This is a genomic window from Rhodohalobacter sp. 8-1, assembly GCF_038150125.1.
Taxonomy (GTDB): domain Bacteria; phylum Bacteroidota; class Rhodothermia; order Balneolales; family Balneolaceae; genus SW132.
In genome coordinates, this window is sequence record NZ_JBBVMF010000005.1 from 36015 (window position 1) to 50767 (window position 14753).

Annotated in this window: 16 protein-coding genes and 1 tRNA gene; 8 read left to right on the forward strand and 9 right to left on the reverse strand. The window is 44.7% G+C overall.

The annotated features are described in order from the left end of the window. Positions 1-67 precede the first annotated feature (67 nt). From rplS to ffh, 5 genes are read right to left on the reverse strand one after another with little or no spacing between them, the layout of a single operon-like run. A complete protein-coding gene (gene rplS / locus AABW11_RS06155) occupies positions 68-436 on the reverse strand; it encodes a 50S ribosomal protein L19 (protein WP_340103917.1) in 369 nt (122 codons plus the stop codon). A gap of 23 nt (positions 437-459) precedes the next feature. Beyond that, positions 460-1152, reverse strand: coding sequence for a tRNA (guanosine(37)-N1)-methyltransferase TrmD (gene trmD / locus AABW11_RS06160; protein ID WP_445263744.1), 693 nt, complete (start codon positions 1150-1152; stop codon positions 460-462). Positions 1153-1158: 6 nt separating this feature from the next. Continuing rightward, a complete protein-coding gene (rimM, locus tag AABW11_RS06165) occupies positions 1159-1698 on the reverse strand; it encodes a ribosome maturation factor RimM (protein WP_340103919.1) in 540 nt (179 codons plus the stop codon). Positions 1699-1732: 34 nt separating this feature from the next. Beyond that, the gene (gene rpsP, locus AABW11_RS06170; protein WP_340103920.1) at positions 1733-2794 is read right to left on the reverse strand and encodes a 30S ribosomal protein S16; all 1062 of its coding nucleotides are present in this window, start codon (positions 2792-2794) and stop codon (positions 1733-1735) included. 36 nt (positions 2795-2830) lie between these two features. Beyond that, positions 2831-4174, reverse strand: coding sequence for a signal recognition particle protein (ffh, locus tag AABW11_RS06175; protein WP_340103921.1), 1344 nt, complete (start codon positions 4172-4174; stop codon positions 2831-2833). Between the two features lie 1017 nt (positions 4175-5191). On the opposite strand from ffh, the gene AABW11_RS06180 reads away from it, so the two are divergent. The 6 genes from AABW11_RS06180 to AABW11_RS06205 all read left to right on the forward strand — a co-directional run bounded on the left by AABW11_RS06180 (position 5192) and on the right by AABW11_RS06205 (position 10854). Next, positions 5192-6028, forward strand: coding sequence for an enoyl-ACP reductase FabI (locus AABW11_RS06180; protein ID WP_340103922.1), 837 nt, complete (start codon positions 5192-5194; stop codon positions 6026-6028). A gap of 370 nt (positions 6029-6398) precedes the next feature. Further along, a complete protein-coding gene (ruvC, locus tag AABW11_RS06185) occupies positions 6399-6971 on the forward strand; it encodes a crossover junction endodeoxyribonuclease RuvC (RefSeq protein ID WP_340103923.1) in 573 nt (190 codons plus the stop codon). Between the two features lie 16 nt (positions 6972-6987). After that, positions 6988-7581 carry a Holliday junction branch migration protein RuvA gene (ruvA, locus tag AABW11_RS06190; protein ID WP_340103924.1) on the forward strand — a complete coding sequence of 198 codons (594 nt, stop codon included), beginning with the start codon at positions 6988-6990 and terminating at the stop codon, positions 7579-7581. A gap of 82 nt (positions 7582-7663) precedes the next feature. Next, a complete protein-coding gene (locus tag AABW11_RS06195; RefSeq protein WP_340103925.1) occupies positions 7664-8341 on the forward strand; it encodes a response regulator transcription factor in 678 nt (225 codons plus the stop codon). Beyond that, positions 8338-9420, forward strand: coding sequence for a sensor histidine kinase (locus tag AABW11_RS06200; RefSeq protein ID WP_340103926.1), 1083 nt, complete (start codon positions 8338-8340; stop codon positions 9418-9420). The genes AABW11_RS06195 and AABW11_RS06200 overlap by 4 nt, the downstream gene beginning before the upstream one ends. Before the next feature lie 357 nt (positions 9421-9777). Further along, on the forward strand, positions 9778-10854 hold the full coding sequence (locus AABW11_RS06205; RefSeq protein WP_340103927.1) for a mannose-1-phosphate guanylyltransferase: 1077 nt from the start codon (positions 9778-9780) through the stop codon (positions 10852-10854). A 137-nt stretch (positions 10855-10991) separates the two neighbouring features. Here AABW11_RS06205 and AABW11_RS06210 read toward each other — a convergent pair whose 3' ends face one another. The 3 genes from AABW11_RS06210 to AABW11_RS06220 all read right to left on the reverse strand — a co-directional run bounded on the left by AABW11_RS06210 (position 10992) and on the right by AABW11_RS06220 (position 12974). Beyond that, a complete protein-coding gene (locus AABW11_RS06210) occupies positions 10992-11750 on the reverse strand; it encodes an MBL fold metallo-hydrolase (protein WP_340103928.1) in 759 nt (252 codons plus the stop codon). 97 nt (positions 11751-11847) lie between these two features. Continuing rightward, positions 11848-12141 (reverse strand): hypothetical protein, encoded by a 294-nt coding sequence (locus tag AABW11_RS06215; protein WP_340103929.1) that lies wholly within the window; start codon positions 12139-12141, stop codon positions 11848-11850. 110 nt (positions 12142-12251) lie between these two features. Next, positions 12252-12974 carry a hypothetical protein gene (locus tag AABW11_RS06220; RefSeq protein ID WP_340103930.1) on the reverse strand — a complete coding sequence of 241 codons (723 nt, stop codon included), beginning with the start codon at positions 12972-12974 and terminating at the stop codon, positions 12252-12254. 103 nt (positions 12975-13077) lie between these two features. Between AABW11_RS06220 and AABW11_RS06225 the strand changes: the two genes are divergently transcribed. After that, positions 13078-13575, forward strand: a complete 498-nt coding sequence (locus tag AABW11_RS06225) for a glutathione peroxidase (RefSeq protein WP_340104165.1) — start codon at positions 13078-13080, stop codon at positions 13573-13575. A gap of 162 nt (positions 13576-13737) precedes the next feature. Then, positions 13738-13811: transfer RNA gene (locus AABW11_RS06230), tRNA-Asp, on the forward strand. Positions 13812-14130: 319 nt separating this feature from the next. On the opposite strand, the gene AABW11_RS06235 is transcribed toward AABW11_RS06230, so the two are convergent. Next, positions 14131-14280, reverse strand: coding sequence for a hypothetical protein (locus AABW11_RS06235; protein ID WP_340103931.1), 150 nt, complete (start codon positions 14278-14280; stop codon positions 14131-14133). Positions 14281-14753 lie beyond the last annotated feature (473 nt).

Below are 14753 nucleotides of genomic sequence, written 5' to 3' on the forward strand. Positions count from 1 at the left end.
GGCAAACGGATTTCCGGAATCAAAAATAATATGAAGTTGAAAATCCGTTTGCTGGAATAAAAGAAACTTACTTTTTTTCCTTAGGAGCTTCAGCAACTTTCTTTTCACGGATACGAGCAGATTTACCTGTTCGCTCACGGATATAAAACAGTTTAGAACGGCGGACACTGCCACGTTTCTTCACTTCAATCTTAGCGATGAAAGGAGAGTAGAGTGGAAAGATACGCTCAACACCTACGTTGCTCGACATCTTACGCACCGTAAATGTTTTGTTAGCACCGCTTCCGCGTTCATTAATCACAACGCCCACATACTGCTGAATACGCTCTTTCTCACCTTCACGTACACGATAGTGAACATTTACGGTATCTCCTGCTACAAATTCAGGCAGGTCGTCGCGCATCACTGTTTGTTCGATTAATCTTAGTTTATCCATTGGTTTATTCTTTATTACTGGCGTTAGTTATTCTTGTCAAATTTCTTGTAAAGATCGGGCCGCCGTTCTTTGGTTTGTTTCAGCGACTGATCGTGTCTCCACTGTTCAATTTTTTTATGATCACCCGAAGTTAATACATCCGGTACGTCTTTCCCTCGGAATGAAGATGGCCTGGTGTAAACAGGTCCTTCAATCAAATCGGATTGGAATGAATCGGAAAGAGCACTTTCAGCATCACCCAGTACACCCGGAATGAGCCGCGTAATTGCATCCGTCATTACCATCGCCGGAAGTTCGCCGCCTGATAGCACATAATCCCCGATAGAGTACTCGGCCGTTATAAGCTCGTCAATCACCCGCTGGTCTACACCTTTATAGTGGCCGCAGAGGATAATCAGGTTTGAAGATACCGAGAGCCGGTTTGCATCTTTTTGTTCGAACTGTTTTCCACTAGGCGCGGTAAAGATAATCTCATCGTACTCACGATCTCCTTTCAGCGATTCGATGCAGGAAAAAATAGGCTGCGGTGTTAAAACCATTCCGGCACCGCCACCATACGGATAGTCATCAATTTTAAGATGTTTGTCTTCCGTGTAATCCCGCAAATCGTGAATATGAATATCTACATGGCCATTATCCCGTGCCCGGCCCACAATACTGTGGTTGAGGGGGCTCTTCAGAAGAGCGGGAACGGCGGATATAATATCTATTCGCAACATTGCTTACTCCTCCTCCATCAGCTGATCAAGATTATGGCAGCGAATGATGCGTTTATCGTGGTCAACATCAGATATATATTCGTCAACAAAGGGAATCAAAAGAGATCCTTTTCCGATTTTCGCTTTAATTATTGAATGTGCCGGGTTTTCCATTACATCAAGAATTGAGCCGATTGATTTATCACTGTCATCAGCAATAATATCATAACCGGTATAATCTATATCATCCGTTTCGATAGACTCGATGTCTGCGTCGGGATCGAACTGGTCCGAAAAGATAGCTTTATCTTTAACCTCTTCAGCGTCTGTTCGATTGGTGATCATATCAAATTTTACAAAGAACGATACTCTGTTTCTTTTTTCCTCTGTGTAAACATCTTCAATTCGCAGAGGACGATAACCGGATCGCGGGTCATTAAGATACACGATCTGATTTTCGCTTAGCATTGTGGCAGCAGATGGGCTGTCCGGTTCAAACCGGACCCACCCGTCGAGTCCACGCGGGCGGCCTATGCGCCCAATTTCATGCAACCGGGAATTCATTGCTGTCTCCGGTTAAGGTTCGCCTGATGCCTGATTATTCCCCGGACTGTTTGCTTTCCCAGGCGCGCTGAACCGTTACACGGTCTTCGTCCTCAGGCACAAATCCTTCCAGTTCTTCAAGAGGCGTATCTTTTATATGGTCAATCGCTTCAGTAGCATTCATATCCGTTGATACCTGGCCTGAAGCTTCATTTTCATCTTCAGTATCAGACTCTTCAGCTTTGGCTTCCTTCTCTTCTGATTCCTCGACATCGACATCAGCCTCAGCCTTCTTCTCTTCCTTAGGTTCTTCTGCAGCTTCAGTTTTCGTTTCTTCCGGTTCTCCAGTAGCAGAGGCTTTTTCTTCCTCTTTTTCTGATTCTTCTTCAGCCGGAGCAGCTTCTTTTTTCTCTTCCTTTACTTCAGCGGCTTCTTCAGCATCTGCTTTAGTTTCGGCTTCTTTTTCTTCTTCCTTAGCAGGAGCTTCTTCAACGGCAGCCTCTGTCTCAGGTTTAGCTTCTGTCTTTGTTTCTTCTTCAGCAGCAGATTCAGTTTCAGCTTTAGATTCTTCCTCAGCTGATTTCTTGTCTTCTTCTAAAGCGGCTTCAATTTCACCTGCAGGTGTTTGAGGTTTTTCTTCCTCTTCTTTAGCCTTGGCTTCTTCAGCTTTTTTGCGTTCGAGCTCTTTGGCAGCTGCAGCAGCTTTCTCTTCAACCTGCTTCTTATACTCTTTCTCTTCTGCTTTCAGAAGTTCTTTCTGTTGCTCTTTTCGGCTGACAGACTCTTCGCCTGACCTGGCTTCTTTTGCTTCACGCCATTCGGAGATGGCTTCTTCAATTTCTTCTTCGCTCTTGCCCCATCGCATCAGGTGCATTTTATACATAATGCCTTCACCCTTTAAGATGTTGCGAACGGTATTGCTGGGCTGAGCACCAATTTTCAGCCAGTGAATAATGCGTTCTTCGTCGTAAGTGAGTTCTTTGTTTTCACTAACATTATCGAATCGGCCGAGACGTTCGATAATGCGTCCGTCGCGAGGTGCACGGTTATCTGCTACCACAATGTGATAGAATGGTCTCTTTTTCCTACCTTTTCTTTGTAAACGTAACGTAATCAATGATTTGCTCCTGGTTGGTTTGTGTGTTTAATTCGGTTATTTCTTGCCAAACGGCAAGTTTTTGAGCCCTTCCATAGCGCGGCCCATTTGGTTCATTTTCGACATTGTTTTCATCATCTTCTTCATCTGTGTAAACTGCTTCATCAGCTCGTTAATCTCACGAACGGATGTTCCGGATCCTTTGGCTATTCGCCTGCGCCGGCTGCCGTTCAGCAGTGTTGGATCTTGTCGTTCGTCGGGTGTCATGGAATGGATGATTGCTTCAATCGGCTTGAATGAATCTTCACTGAAATCAGCATCCTGCATCGCTTTGTCTGCACCCGGAATCATACCAACAAGATCGGAAACATTCCCCATCTTTTTGATCTTCTGAATCTGTTCGAGGAAATCTTCCAGATCAAATTTGTCGGATTTGATCTTCTTCTGCAGTTTCTGCGCCTGATCTTCATCGTATTGTTTCTGGGCTTTTTCCACGAGGGATACAACATCACCCATCCCAAGAATACGCTGTGCAAGGCGGTCGGGGTAAAACGGCGCCAATGCGTCGAGTTTCTCCCCGGTACTCATAAATTTGATTGGCTTGCTTACCACATGGCGAATAGACAAAGCCGCTCCGCCGCGTGTATCACCATCAAGCTTGGTGAGGACAACGCCGTCGAAATCGATTGTTTCATTAAATGCTTTTGCGGTGTTGACGGCATCCTGACCTGTCATGGCGTCAACAACGAACAGAATTTCATCGGGCTCAACAGCTTCTTTAATAGCTGCCACTTCGTCCATCATTTTCTCATCCACATGCAGGCGGCCGGCGGTGTCAATTATTACTGTATCAAGCGCCAGGCTTTTTGCCATAGATACGGCTTCTTTTGCTACACGAACCGGATCTTTTTGCTGGATGGAATAAACGGGCACATCAATAGATTCAGCTAGTGTTTTCAGCTGGTTGATGGCGGCCGGGCGATATACATCAGCCGCGGCAAGAATAGGATTGCGGTTATTCTCAGTTTTGAGATACCGTGCAAGTTTACCACAGAACGTGGTTTTTCCGGACCCCTGGAGACCGGCAACCAATATAACGGTAGGCGGATTTTGAGCGACATTCAGGTCAACCCGCTCTTCGCCGAGCATGGTAACCATTTCATCAAACACAATTTTTGTAAACTGCTGGCCGGGATTAACACTGGTAAGTACATCGGAGCCCATCACCCGTTCTTTCACATCATCGGTGAATTTACGAGCAACTTCAAGGTTCACATCGGCATCAAGGAGAGCACGGCGTATTTCACGCACCGTTTCTGCAATGTTGACATCCGTGATCCTCGATTTACCCTTCAGTGATTGAACGGCGGATTCTATTTTAGAAGACAAATCTTCAAACATAACGAGTCAATAAGTAAAAGTATGTATGTGTGCGCACATAGTGCAGAGTCTCCAATAATACGGACATCCCCCGATCTTATCAACACCCGATGTGGATAATTATTTCTAAACAACCTGTCAGCACCTACCGGATCTGACAGCGTCGTGAAATGAAAAGGTAAACTGTCAAGTGCGCTTTGCGCGTTGAACTGTTGAATTGTCGAATTGAGAAAATCGATAACTCTACGGACCTGCAAGACCGCGAACGCAAAGAGCTGTTGGCAAAGTCTGTTCCTCATTTGGAAAAGGATAGATTATCACTCAAACAGGGTTCGTGAAACATTGCATGTCTGTTTTTCGCTGCACAGAATTTCGGATCAAATCAGAGTTGTCAAATGCCTTCATTGAACATGAATTAAATAGACATGCCATGTTTGCCGAGGCACCCGATCAATTCAACAGTTCAACAGTTCGACAAATATCACCCTTACTCCGACGCTGTCAGAAACCGGAAAAGCACCGGAATGCTGACAGGTCTGTTGCCTCAACCTGTCAGCACCTACCGGATCTGACAGCGTTGTGAAATGAAAAGAAAAACTGTCGAGTGCGCTTCGCGCGTTGAACTGTTGAATTGTCGAATTGAGAAAATCGATAACACTACGGACCTGCAAGACCGCGAACGCAGAGAGCTGCTGGCAGAGTCTGTTCCTCATTTGGAAAAGGATAGCTTTTCACTCAAACAGGACACGTGAAACATTGCATGTCTGTCTAGAGCTGCACAGATTTTTGGATCTGATCGGTCTCGTCGGATAGTTTCTTTGATTCTGGATTAAATAGACATGCCATGTTTGGTGGTTGCAATCAAACAATTCAACTGTTCGACAAATATCACCCTTGCCCAGATGCTGTCAGAAACCGGAAAAGCACCGGAATACAGGTCTGTTTTCAGGAAAGAAACGATATATTTCGAACTGACGGGCGAAGGTGTTATTTTCTTGCAGAATTGATAGCCACTAAATTTTAATACAACACACAGATATGTCTGAATCAAAAGGATATGGTTTACTGAAAGGTAAAAAAGGAATTATTTTTGGAGCACTTGATGAGCGCAGTATCGCATGGCGTATTGCACTGGCCTGTAAAAGAGAGGGGGCTGATTTTGTACTCTCAAACGCGCCAATTGCCCTGCGGCTCGGAACATTGGATGCACTCGGAGAAGAAACGGATGCACCTATTATTCCGTGTGACGTATCTGATGAAGAAGATGTTGAAAAGCTGATGAAGCAGGTGAAAGATGAGCTGGGTAGTGTCGATTTTATCCTTCACGCGATTGGGATGTCGCCAAATATCCGCAAAAAGAAAGAGTATAAAGATCTTAATTATAATTGGTACAACCAGACGCTGGATATCTCAGCAATTTCGCTCCATAAAGTGCTTCACTTTGCTGAGAAGGAAGAAATTTTAAATGACGGGGGAAGCGTTTTGGCTCTATCATATATCGGTGCACAGCGAATTTTTTCCAAGTATTCCGATATGAACGATGCAAAAGCCCTGCTCGAAAGTATTGCCCGTAATTACGGTAGTCGGCTGGCCTCACGTGGCATCCGAGTAAACACGGTATCACAGGCACCAACGAAAACATCAGCCGGAAGCGGCATTAAAGGATTTGACAGCATGTATACATTTGCAGAAAAAATTGCGCCGCTGGGCAATCCTTCCGCCGATGAGTGCGCCGATTACTGCGTAACGCTCTTCTCTGATCTGACCAAAAAAGTAACGATGCAGAATCTATACCACGATGGCGGATTTGTAACATCCGGAATTTCCGAAGAAATGATTGATGGCCTTGTGAAATTGTATGCAGATGAGGAATAGGGGTTTGGTTATTGGCTTATTTGGTGATTAGTCATTGGTGGAGGGCAGTGAGACATTTTCTGTCACTTTAGGGTGTCGGGGTGAATTGCTGTTATGAGATGGTAATATCAAATTCGGAATAGTAAATAAGAGTGTTCCCCTTCGAAGGGGGCAATGGGGGATGACTCACTGAACTTTGCTATGACTAAATCATCTATTTTGCGACCATGAGTCCTAAACATAACACCCCTCGCAACCTGTTCTGAACGAACAGATTGTTCTCCCCTCAAGGGGAGATCTTCTTTGCCCCTTTAAAGGGGGATACTTTGAGTTCAATTACCTGGTCAATATCATAAATTACCCCGTCGTTAAAATCTAAGCAGTAAACATAATGGCAAAAAAAATTCTTGGTATCGATCCCGGGTCGCGTACAACAGGCGTGGCTATTCTTGTTGAACACAACGGATCGTACTCAGCTGAGCTTTGTGATGTTCTCCGGATGGAAAAAATGGAGAATCATAACGACCGTCTGCAGTATATTTTTGATGAGGTTACTAAGCTGGTCAAAAAGCATAAACCTACGCAATGCGCCGTGGAAACCCCGGTATATGGGGTTGACCCGCTTGCCATGCTGAAACTGGGCCGCGCGCAGGCAGCTGCTATTCTTGCTATCACCAACCAGGGACTTCATGTGGAAGAGTATTATCCCAAAGCGGTGAAGAAAGCGATTACCGGCAATGGAAATGCCAGTAAAAAGCAGGTGGCGTTTATGCTGGAACGGATGATCACCCTGCCGGATGAAAAGCTCACGAACGATGCGACAGATGCACTTGCCGTGGCTTGGTGCCATCATACTAAATCTGGCCCTATCCAGGCATCGGGCGGAAAGAAGCCATCACACCAAAATAACAGGAAGTCGAGCTGGGCCGCATTTATACAGGATAATCCTGATCGCGTAAAATAGATACTGAATTTAGTTTATGATTGCATATTTAAACGGTGTAGTAGCAAAAAAATCAACAAATCAGCTCATTATTGATGTGTCAGGTGTGGGATACAGTGTAGAGGTATCTACGCAAACACTGGACAAATTGCCTGATGCAGGATCGAAGCTTCAGCTATTAATTTACCACCATTTTACGGACAGCGATCAGCGGCTGTTTGGATTTTCGGAACAGAAAGAGAAAAACCTGTTTGAACGGCTGATTACAGTGAAAGGGATCGGGCCAAAACTTGGTCTTACAATTTTGAGCGGAATGCCGGCCCATGAATTGATCCAGGCCATTGTGACACAGGATACGGGCGCACTCTCAGGAATTTCCGGAATCGGGAAAAAAACTGCACAGAGGATGGTACTCGAGCTCAAGGATAAACTGTTTGATGAATCGGAGCCATCGGTTGTTTCTGCCGACGGTCAAACCAGGGATCGGCGGGAAGAGTCGGTATCAGCGCTTCAGGCACTTGGTTTTAAAAAGCAGGACGCAAACCAGGTGGTGTCTAAAATCATATCAGACAGCCCTGACTCTGGTATTTCTGAGATAGTGAAACGAGCCCTCGGAGAAATGAAAAGGTAATAGTTTGTTAATACCCATTTATTATTATTAACTGACGCAGTGAACCACTGTATGCATCAGACCGGAAACGAATCCAACCATTTTGTCAGCACACACCATATTAGTTGTAGATGATGAGCAGGACCTTTTAGACCTGATTGAATATAATCTCAAAAAAGAGGGATACAAGGTTCTAAAAGCAGAAAACGGCCTCGAAGCACTTGAGGTGGCCCGGGAGCATAACCCGGATTTAGTTCTTTTGGATATAATGATGCCAAAAATGGATGGCCTGGAAGTGTGTGATAAAATGCGCTCTGATCCGAATCTGCAGCATATCCCCATCATATTTCTGACCGCAAGAAGCGACGAGAAAACAGAGGTTGAAGGGCTCGATACCGGGGCTGACGACTATGTAACGAAACCCATCAGCACAGCAAAACTTATTTCAAGAATTAGGGCGGTGCTCAGGCGCTATAATGAGACTGAGGAAGAAGAGAAAAAACTGGTTGTCCATGATCTGGAAATTGATAAAGACCGGTACATTGTCACAAAAGGTGACGAAGAGTTTCAGCTTCCAAGGAAGGAGTTTGAGCTGCTCTACTACCTGGCCGGGAGAAAAGGAAAAGTGAGGGATCGCCAGACGCTGCTGAACAAAGTTTGGGGCGATAATATTTATGTAGTGGATCGTACCGTGGATGTGCACGTACGGAAAATCAGGGAGAAGCTGGGCGATCACTACATTGAAACCGTAAAAGGGGTTGGGTACAGATTTAAAGAATGAGCAAAGACGCGACTGAGAATTCCTACATTTCTGCGTTTGCATTTCGTGCGGCAATACCCGCCGCAGTTGGCACCGCACTTGCCATTTTAGTCATTCTGCGATTTGGGACAGGTAGCGATACCCCGGACATTATTTTGTTTACAGCAGCAGGCTCACTGTCAGTGGGACTGTTGATGTACTTCTACCTGTTTTTTTCGAACCGTAAGCGGATTAGAAGGCTCCATCAAATCTCGAAGAATATCACCCGTAAAATCTTCGAGGACTACGATGATGTACCCATCAAACGGCGTGATGAGATTGATTTGCTCACCAAACGGCTGATCCTGGCCAGTAAGACGGTTGAAAAAGAGATCCTGAGGCTGAACAAGATCGAGAACTACCGGAAAGAGTTTATCGGGGATATTTCCCATGAGCTAAAAACACCGATATTCGCCATCCAGGGATTTCTGGAAACGCTGCTGAACGGCGCACTTGATGATCCCGACGTGAATGAACTGTTTTTGCAAAAGGCGATGAAAAATGTCTACCGCCTGACCTACCTCACCAAAGACCTGATGGAGATTTCCAAGCTTGAAACCGGGGAGCTGAAGTCCAATTTCCAGGAAATTTACCTTCGAGACCTCGTGCTTGATGTGGTCGAAAATCTCCAGTACAAATCACAAAAAGAGAATGTTACGATTCGGGTTGATGACTTTGATAAAAACCTGCAGGTAAAGGCCGACCGTAACCAGATTAAACAGGTGCTGATCAACCTGATTGAAAATGCCATCAAATATAATGTTCAGAATGGGTCTGTTGAGATTGGGGTAAAACCCAGTACAGAAGATCCATACCGGATACTATTATATATAAGAGACACCGGTATTGGAATAGATCCTAAAGACATCCCAAGGGTGACCGAGCGGTTTTTCAGGGTTGATAAATCCCGTTCGAGAGAGAAAGGCGGTACAGGGCTTGGGCTGTCTATCGTGAAGCATATCATAGAAGCGCACGGCGAAACGCTCTCCATCGAAAGCAGTAAAGAGGGAACGGAGTTTAGCTTTACGCTCAGCAAGGTAAACCATATTCTCCAGGATTGATGGCGTGGTGACTTTTCAAGCTTTTCTGCACACGATCTTTTTGTAACTTAGGCGCATCTTAAAAGCGACAACAGCATTCGCATGGATTAGTGCTATATCAATCGTTATTATTTGCTTGGAAGATTGGTAATGGTAATTTCCCCTCCTTACGGAGGAGGGGTAAGGGGTGGTTGGATTTAGATTTTTTTCCATCATAATACTATGGGAATCAATATCGATTACTTGAACCACCTCTATATCTTCTCCTTTCGAATGAAGGAGGGGGCGTTTTTAACTAATGATATTATATTAATCTGATGGGTACAGATTAAATGGCGATTGACATTACTTTCGAATAAAAAATAAAAGAAGATTCACATGACCTATGCAGTAATCATGGCGGGCGGAACCGGAACTCGATTCTGGCCGAAGAGCACCAGCAAGCATCCCAAGCAATTCCTGAAATTGTTCGGTAAAGAGACGATGATTCAGCAGACGGTGAACCGCCTGTCACCTGATATTAACAGCGAAAATGTGCTCGTTGTAACCAACGAGGATTATATTTCATTTGTTAAGGATCAGCTGCCATCTGTTCCTGAGCACCAGATTATTGGAGAACCGGTTGCCCGAAATACGGCACCGTGTGTGGCAGCAGCGGCCGCAATTCTTCATAAAATCGATCCCGATTCTACGATGATCGTGCTTCCGGCTGACCACCGGATTGAAAACCGTGAGGGATTTCTGGATGTACTTCAAAACGCAACAGATATTGCAGATGAGACGGGATCACTGGTTACAATCGGCATCAAACCAAACAGACCAGAAACCGGGTATGGATATATTCAATACAATAACGATATAAAAGTAGAAGCCGGTGATCATACCGCCTATTCTGTGAAAAACTTTACTGAAAAGCCGAACCTGGAAACTGCTGAATCCTTTTTGAAATCGGGAGATTATGTCTGGAACAGCGGGATGTTTATCTGGAAAACATCGTCCATCCTAAATGCCTTTAAGGTGCATCTGCCTGAAATTTATTCGCTTGCACAAACACTGATTCAGTCTGAAATGAGTGATGAGGATATTGAATCATTCTACAGGTCGTGCCCTTCAATTTCTGTGGACTACGGCATTATGGAGAAAGCGGACAATGTTCAGGTGATTCCGGCTGAATTTGGCTGGAATGATGTAGGCAGCTGGCGTTCGGTTCATGATCTGTCTAAAAAGGATGATCAGCAAAATGCGCTTGACCCCGGAGATACCGTTGCACTAAAATCCCGGGGAAACCTGGTTCAGTCAGACAGCGGCAAGCAGGTGGTTCTCATTGGTGTGGAAAATCTCGCAGTTGTAGAGACGGACGATGCGATTATGGTGCTAAACCTTGATCATGACCAGGATGTAAAGACGGTTGTCGAGCAGTTTAAAGCGGACCCGGAGAAAAAAGAGTTGACGTAAATCTAAGGAATTCAGTTTGAAAATAACGTTGTCCCGGCCACCGAGCCGGGATCACCCATTCTCGCTCATATTGTAGACCCTGCCAATGTCTACTTTTTACTTGGGCTTGTATGGAAGATTCCTGATCGGAGTGAGGGTTAAAGCCTTATCTCAAGCATATCATAAGCCAGCCTCACATTAGCGGGCAATTTTTCATTGCTGTCCTGGTGATCCACATACGAGTTCATGTGAATGAGGTATGTTTGATTAACCTCAAGCTCTTCAGCAAGTTCTACCGCCTCTGGAATGGTGAGGTGAGTTGGATGTTCAGGCGCCCAGCGGAGCCCGCTCAAAATCAAAACGTCACTGCCTTTCACCTTCTCCTTGGTTTCATCCGGAACAGATTTAACGTCGGTCATGTACGACAGGTTGCCGATGCGATAACCCTGAACATTAATTTTACCATGATTATATGCGAGAGGTGTAACAGTGAGATCCTGAAATGCAAACGTTTCGGTAGCTTCGTGAATATCTACACTTGTTGAGCCGGGATATTTATTGTCACCGAACATGTAGCTGAAACGCTGCTTTATAGAGGTTGCTGCCCTCGGACTGGTGTAGAGCGGAATCGCCGATTTTTGTACGTAATTAAATGGCCTCAGATCGTCGAGCCCCGCAATATGATCCATGTGTTCATGCGTGATAAGGACTGCATCAACTCTCTTAACATTCGAGCGAATGGTTTGAAGTCTAAACTCCGGGCCGGTGTCTACGATCAGGGATGTTTTATCTGTCTCCACCCAAATAGAGCACCTGTACCGCTGATTCCTGGGGTCACCGTTTATTTTATCGCTTCCAAAGCCACCGGCAACCGGTACACCCATAGATGTTCCGGTTCCTAGAAAGGTACATTTCATGTTTTAAACCTGAGTTGGATTATTAACTTTATTTAGCTCTTAAAGTGAGGATGAGAATATGTAGAACCTGCGTTTTTTTAACTCTTTGTTCGGTGTTTTAGCCCTCTAAGTCTTCAATAGGTTCGCTGAAGCGGTCGATCCGTGCCCACAGATCTTCCAGTTCTTTCCGTACAGCCGGTTTGATAAATACTTCATCAGCTCGGTCACCCCTTAACACCCGCGCCAGGATGGCTGCCTGCGACTGCGGAGGTTTGTTTTTGTTGATGACGATCAGCATTTCTCCTTCAATGACACACTGGTCGCCGCGAAAGCTCCCGCGTTCTTTTCGAATCGTGTAACCAAGTTTTTCACAAAGTGATTCAAGCTCAAGAAGCAGTTTTTCAGTTTTCATACAGCAAACCCGGATTATTCATCAAGAAATTATGGCTACTAAGTTTTAAATGCATTAATACTATTAACAGTTTATAAGGTTATTCAATATATTCTCGTGAATAATTCAGGTTAAAATGCTAACCCAACTGTAATGGCATGCGAAAGGAACTCGTAGTCGTTTTGTGTTCCTTCAATATTGTAATCTCTGTAATCAAAATCATACCCAACTACCAAGGCGGCAGACCCGAATACCTCGTTAAAATAGAACCGGGCCGCTGTTGTGCCCCTAAACAGGCGGCCACCAAATAGATTTCCCTGCGAAAAGCTAAACCCGATATTAGGCGTTGCGCGAAGAGAGACGCCAACCCTGGGGTTTATTTGATACCGTAAACTTGCACCCGTTCCGATGGTAAAAGAGCTCTGCTGAAAATTGTTGCTTGATCGATCAATCTGTACACTCATCAGGTCGGTACCAATCTGCAGCGGCAGAGCCAAAATGAATTGTTGAGAGCGAATGAGGGGGAAATCATTATATAGCAGCGCACTAACATTTGCATACGAGTAGTCATCAATTCCAGTAAGGCTACCGCCAAATCCTGCGCTAATGTCGAGCCCGGGATTTTCGAACCGTATTCTGAAAATACTGCCATCAAATGCTGCCTGGTCGGCCAGGGGAACATTAGATCCGGTAAAATTAAAATCTGCAAACTCAATCCCTGCGCCAAATGTACTGTAAGATTGAATTCTGGTTGGCTGGCGGTCTTCTGATTCTCCAACTGAAAACATTTGGGCATGAGATGCTATGGGAATAAACATCAGAAGTAATAGGAAAAGAATTGTATTTTTTTTCAAAATGGGGAATGCTGTTACTGATTTATAACTTAAAACAATGAACTTACAACACAACGATATGAATTTAAAAATATTCACAACAATTCCACTTTTATTATTAATAATGGGATCAATCGACGTCAATCGTATTTACGATGCAGAGGTTACGACTATAGATGGTGAAGAGATTACCCTTGAAAGATATGCGGGTGATGTTTTGCTAATCGTTAATACCGCCTCCGAATGTGGATATACACCTCAGTATAAAGGTCTTCAAGCACTTTATGAGGAATATTCCGACCAGGGAGTAACAGTTTTAGGTTTTCCCGCCAATAATTTTGGTGGGCAGGAACCAGGGTCAGACGAAGAAATTCTCCAGTTTTGTGAGGTTAATTATGGAGTCGAGTTTCCAATGTTCTCGAAAGTATCGGTCAAAGGAGAAAATATCCATCCACTTTTTAATTACCTCACAACGGCTGATAACGAAAGTTTCACGGGAGAAATCAACTGGAATTTCGAAAAATTCCTGATTGACAGGAACGGAAATCTGATCAAACGATTTAGAAGTAAAACAGAGCCTATGAGTGAAGAAATTACAAGCTCAATAAATAATTTGTTATAGGCTGTAAGTTTTTATCCCATCACCATCCCGATAGAGGATCACAATTGATTTTGTGGTCCTCATTTTTTTCGCACTCATTTTATTCTTCTCTTGACATCGTAGTAAATAGCGCAGTATATTTAGGTCTGTCAAAAAAGAGATGAAACCTTATTGATTATAAATGGTCCGGTAGTTCAGCTGGTTAGAACGCCTGCCTGTCACGCAGGAGGTCGCGAGTTCGAATCTCGTCCGGATCGCATTGGAGCCCAATCACTTACAGGTGGTTGGGTTTTTTTGTTTTTATCAGATAGTGCAATTTAGGGTAACGATAGGGTAACGTAGTATTTCGTAGCAAGAGTTACTTAGGTTGTTTATTTACTCTCTCCAAAGCTATCGCCACCTTTGTTGAATTGAGCTACTAAGCTCCGGAATTCCAGTTAACCCTGCAAATCACCCGCCCCCACACTTCCACATTTTTGCGAGCATGCCGGGCCTTAACGATCCTGCGTTTGTGCTGCCGGGCGATACACCTGAATGTAGGAAAAAAACCGCAACCAGTCAGCACGAAACGCCTTGTTAAGGATTTGAGTGACTTACGACCCGACCGCCTAAACCCATTCGAAACCATTTATCAGGCACCTCACTCACCATGACTCCGGCAGGCGTTGGAAGGATTTCGCCAAGCGATTCAATAACAGCGCCGATCAGCTGATTTATTTGAACCAACTTTCCGGATTTATTAACCAACCAAGCCCAAGGCGACGAGGGAAAATCTCCGCAATACCACAGCAGGCCCGACTTTTTTGGCTGGATTTTCTAAAAGGCACCTTTTCGCAAAAGCACAATTTCCGAACGACGGATAGCCAACTCAACGACGCTGGCGGCCGTACTTTACGGAACAGATTTTTGTAGCAACCAGCCGCTATTAGGAATTTACGAGTGCCCGCCTTTACGAAACTCTACGGCACGCGGAACTCTGGGACTCAGCCAAGCCAAAACGAGGCCTGCCACCGTTACTGGAAAACCATTTTGAAAAAGCTCATGGCGCCCCAGGTTCTTGGGAAACGTTTAATAGAAGCAAACCAAAAACCGAGCTTAAAAGCCGATAGAATTGGTGGGATTTAAAGAGAAGCAATCGCCCCGCATCACATTTGACAAACCCTTGCGAGCCTGCCGGGCCTTAACATGTATTTCTCTTC

Bases quoted from the DNA above. Each gene is read 5' to 3' on its own strand.
- AABW11_RS06205 (WP_340103927.1), top strand. From the start codon at position 9,778: ATGACCTATGCAGTAATCATGGCGGGCGGAACCGGAACTCGATTCTGG.
- rimM (WP_340103919.1), bottom strand. From the start codon at position 1,698: ATGAATTCCCGGTTGCATGAAATTGGGCGCATAGGCCGCCCGCGTGGA.
- AABW11_RS06210 (WP_340103928.1), bottom strand. From the start codon at position 11,750: ATGAAATGTACCTTTCTAGGAACCGGAACATCTATGGGTGTACCGGTT.
- ffh (WP_340103921.1), bottom strand. From the start codon at position 4,174: ATGTTTGAAGATTTGTCTTCTAAAATAGAATCCGCCGTTCAATCACTG.
- ruvC (WP_340103923.1), top strand. From the start codon at position 6,399: ATGGCAAAAAAAATTCTTGGTATCGATCCCGGGTCGCGTACAACAGGC.
- ruvA (WP_340103924.1), top strand. From the start codon at position 6,988: ATGATTGCATATTTAAACGGTGTAGTAGCAAAAAAATCAACAAATCAG.
- AABW11_RS06200 (WP_340103926.1), top strand. From the start codon at position 8,338: ATGAGCAAAGACGCGACTGAGAATTCCTACATTTCTGCGTTTGCATTT.
- AABW11_RS06180 (WP_340103922.1), top strand. From the start codon at position 5,192: ATGTCTGAATCAAAAGGATATGGTTTACTGAAAGGTAAAAAAGGAATT.
- AABW11_RS06215 (WP_340103929.1), bottom strand. From the start codon at position 12,141: ATGAAAACTGAAAAACTGCTTCTTGAGCTTGAATCACTTTGTGAAAAA.
- AABW11_RS06225 (WP_340104165.1), top strand. From the start codon at position 13,078: ATGGGATCAATCGACGTCAATCGTATTTACGATGCAGAGGTTACGACT.
- rplS (WP_340103917.1), bottom strand. From the start codon at position 436: ATGGATAAACTAAGATTAATCGAACAAACAGTGATGCGCGACGACCTG.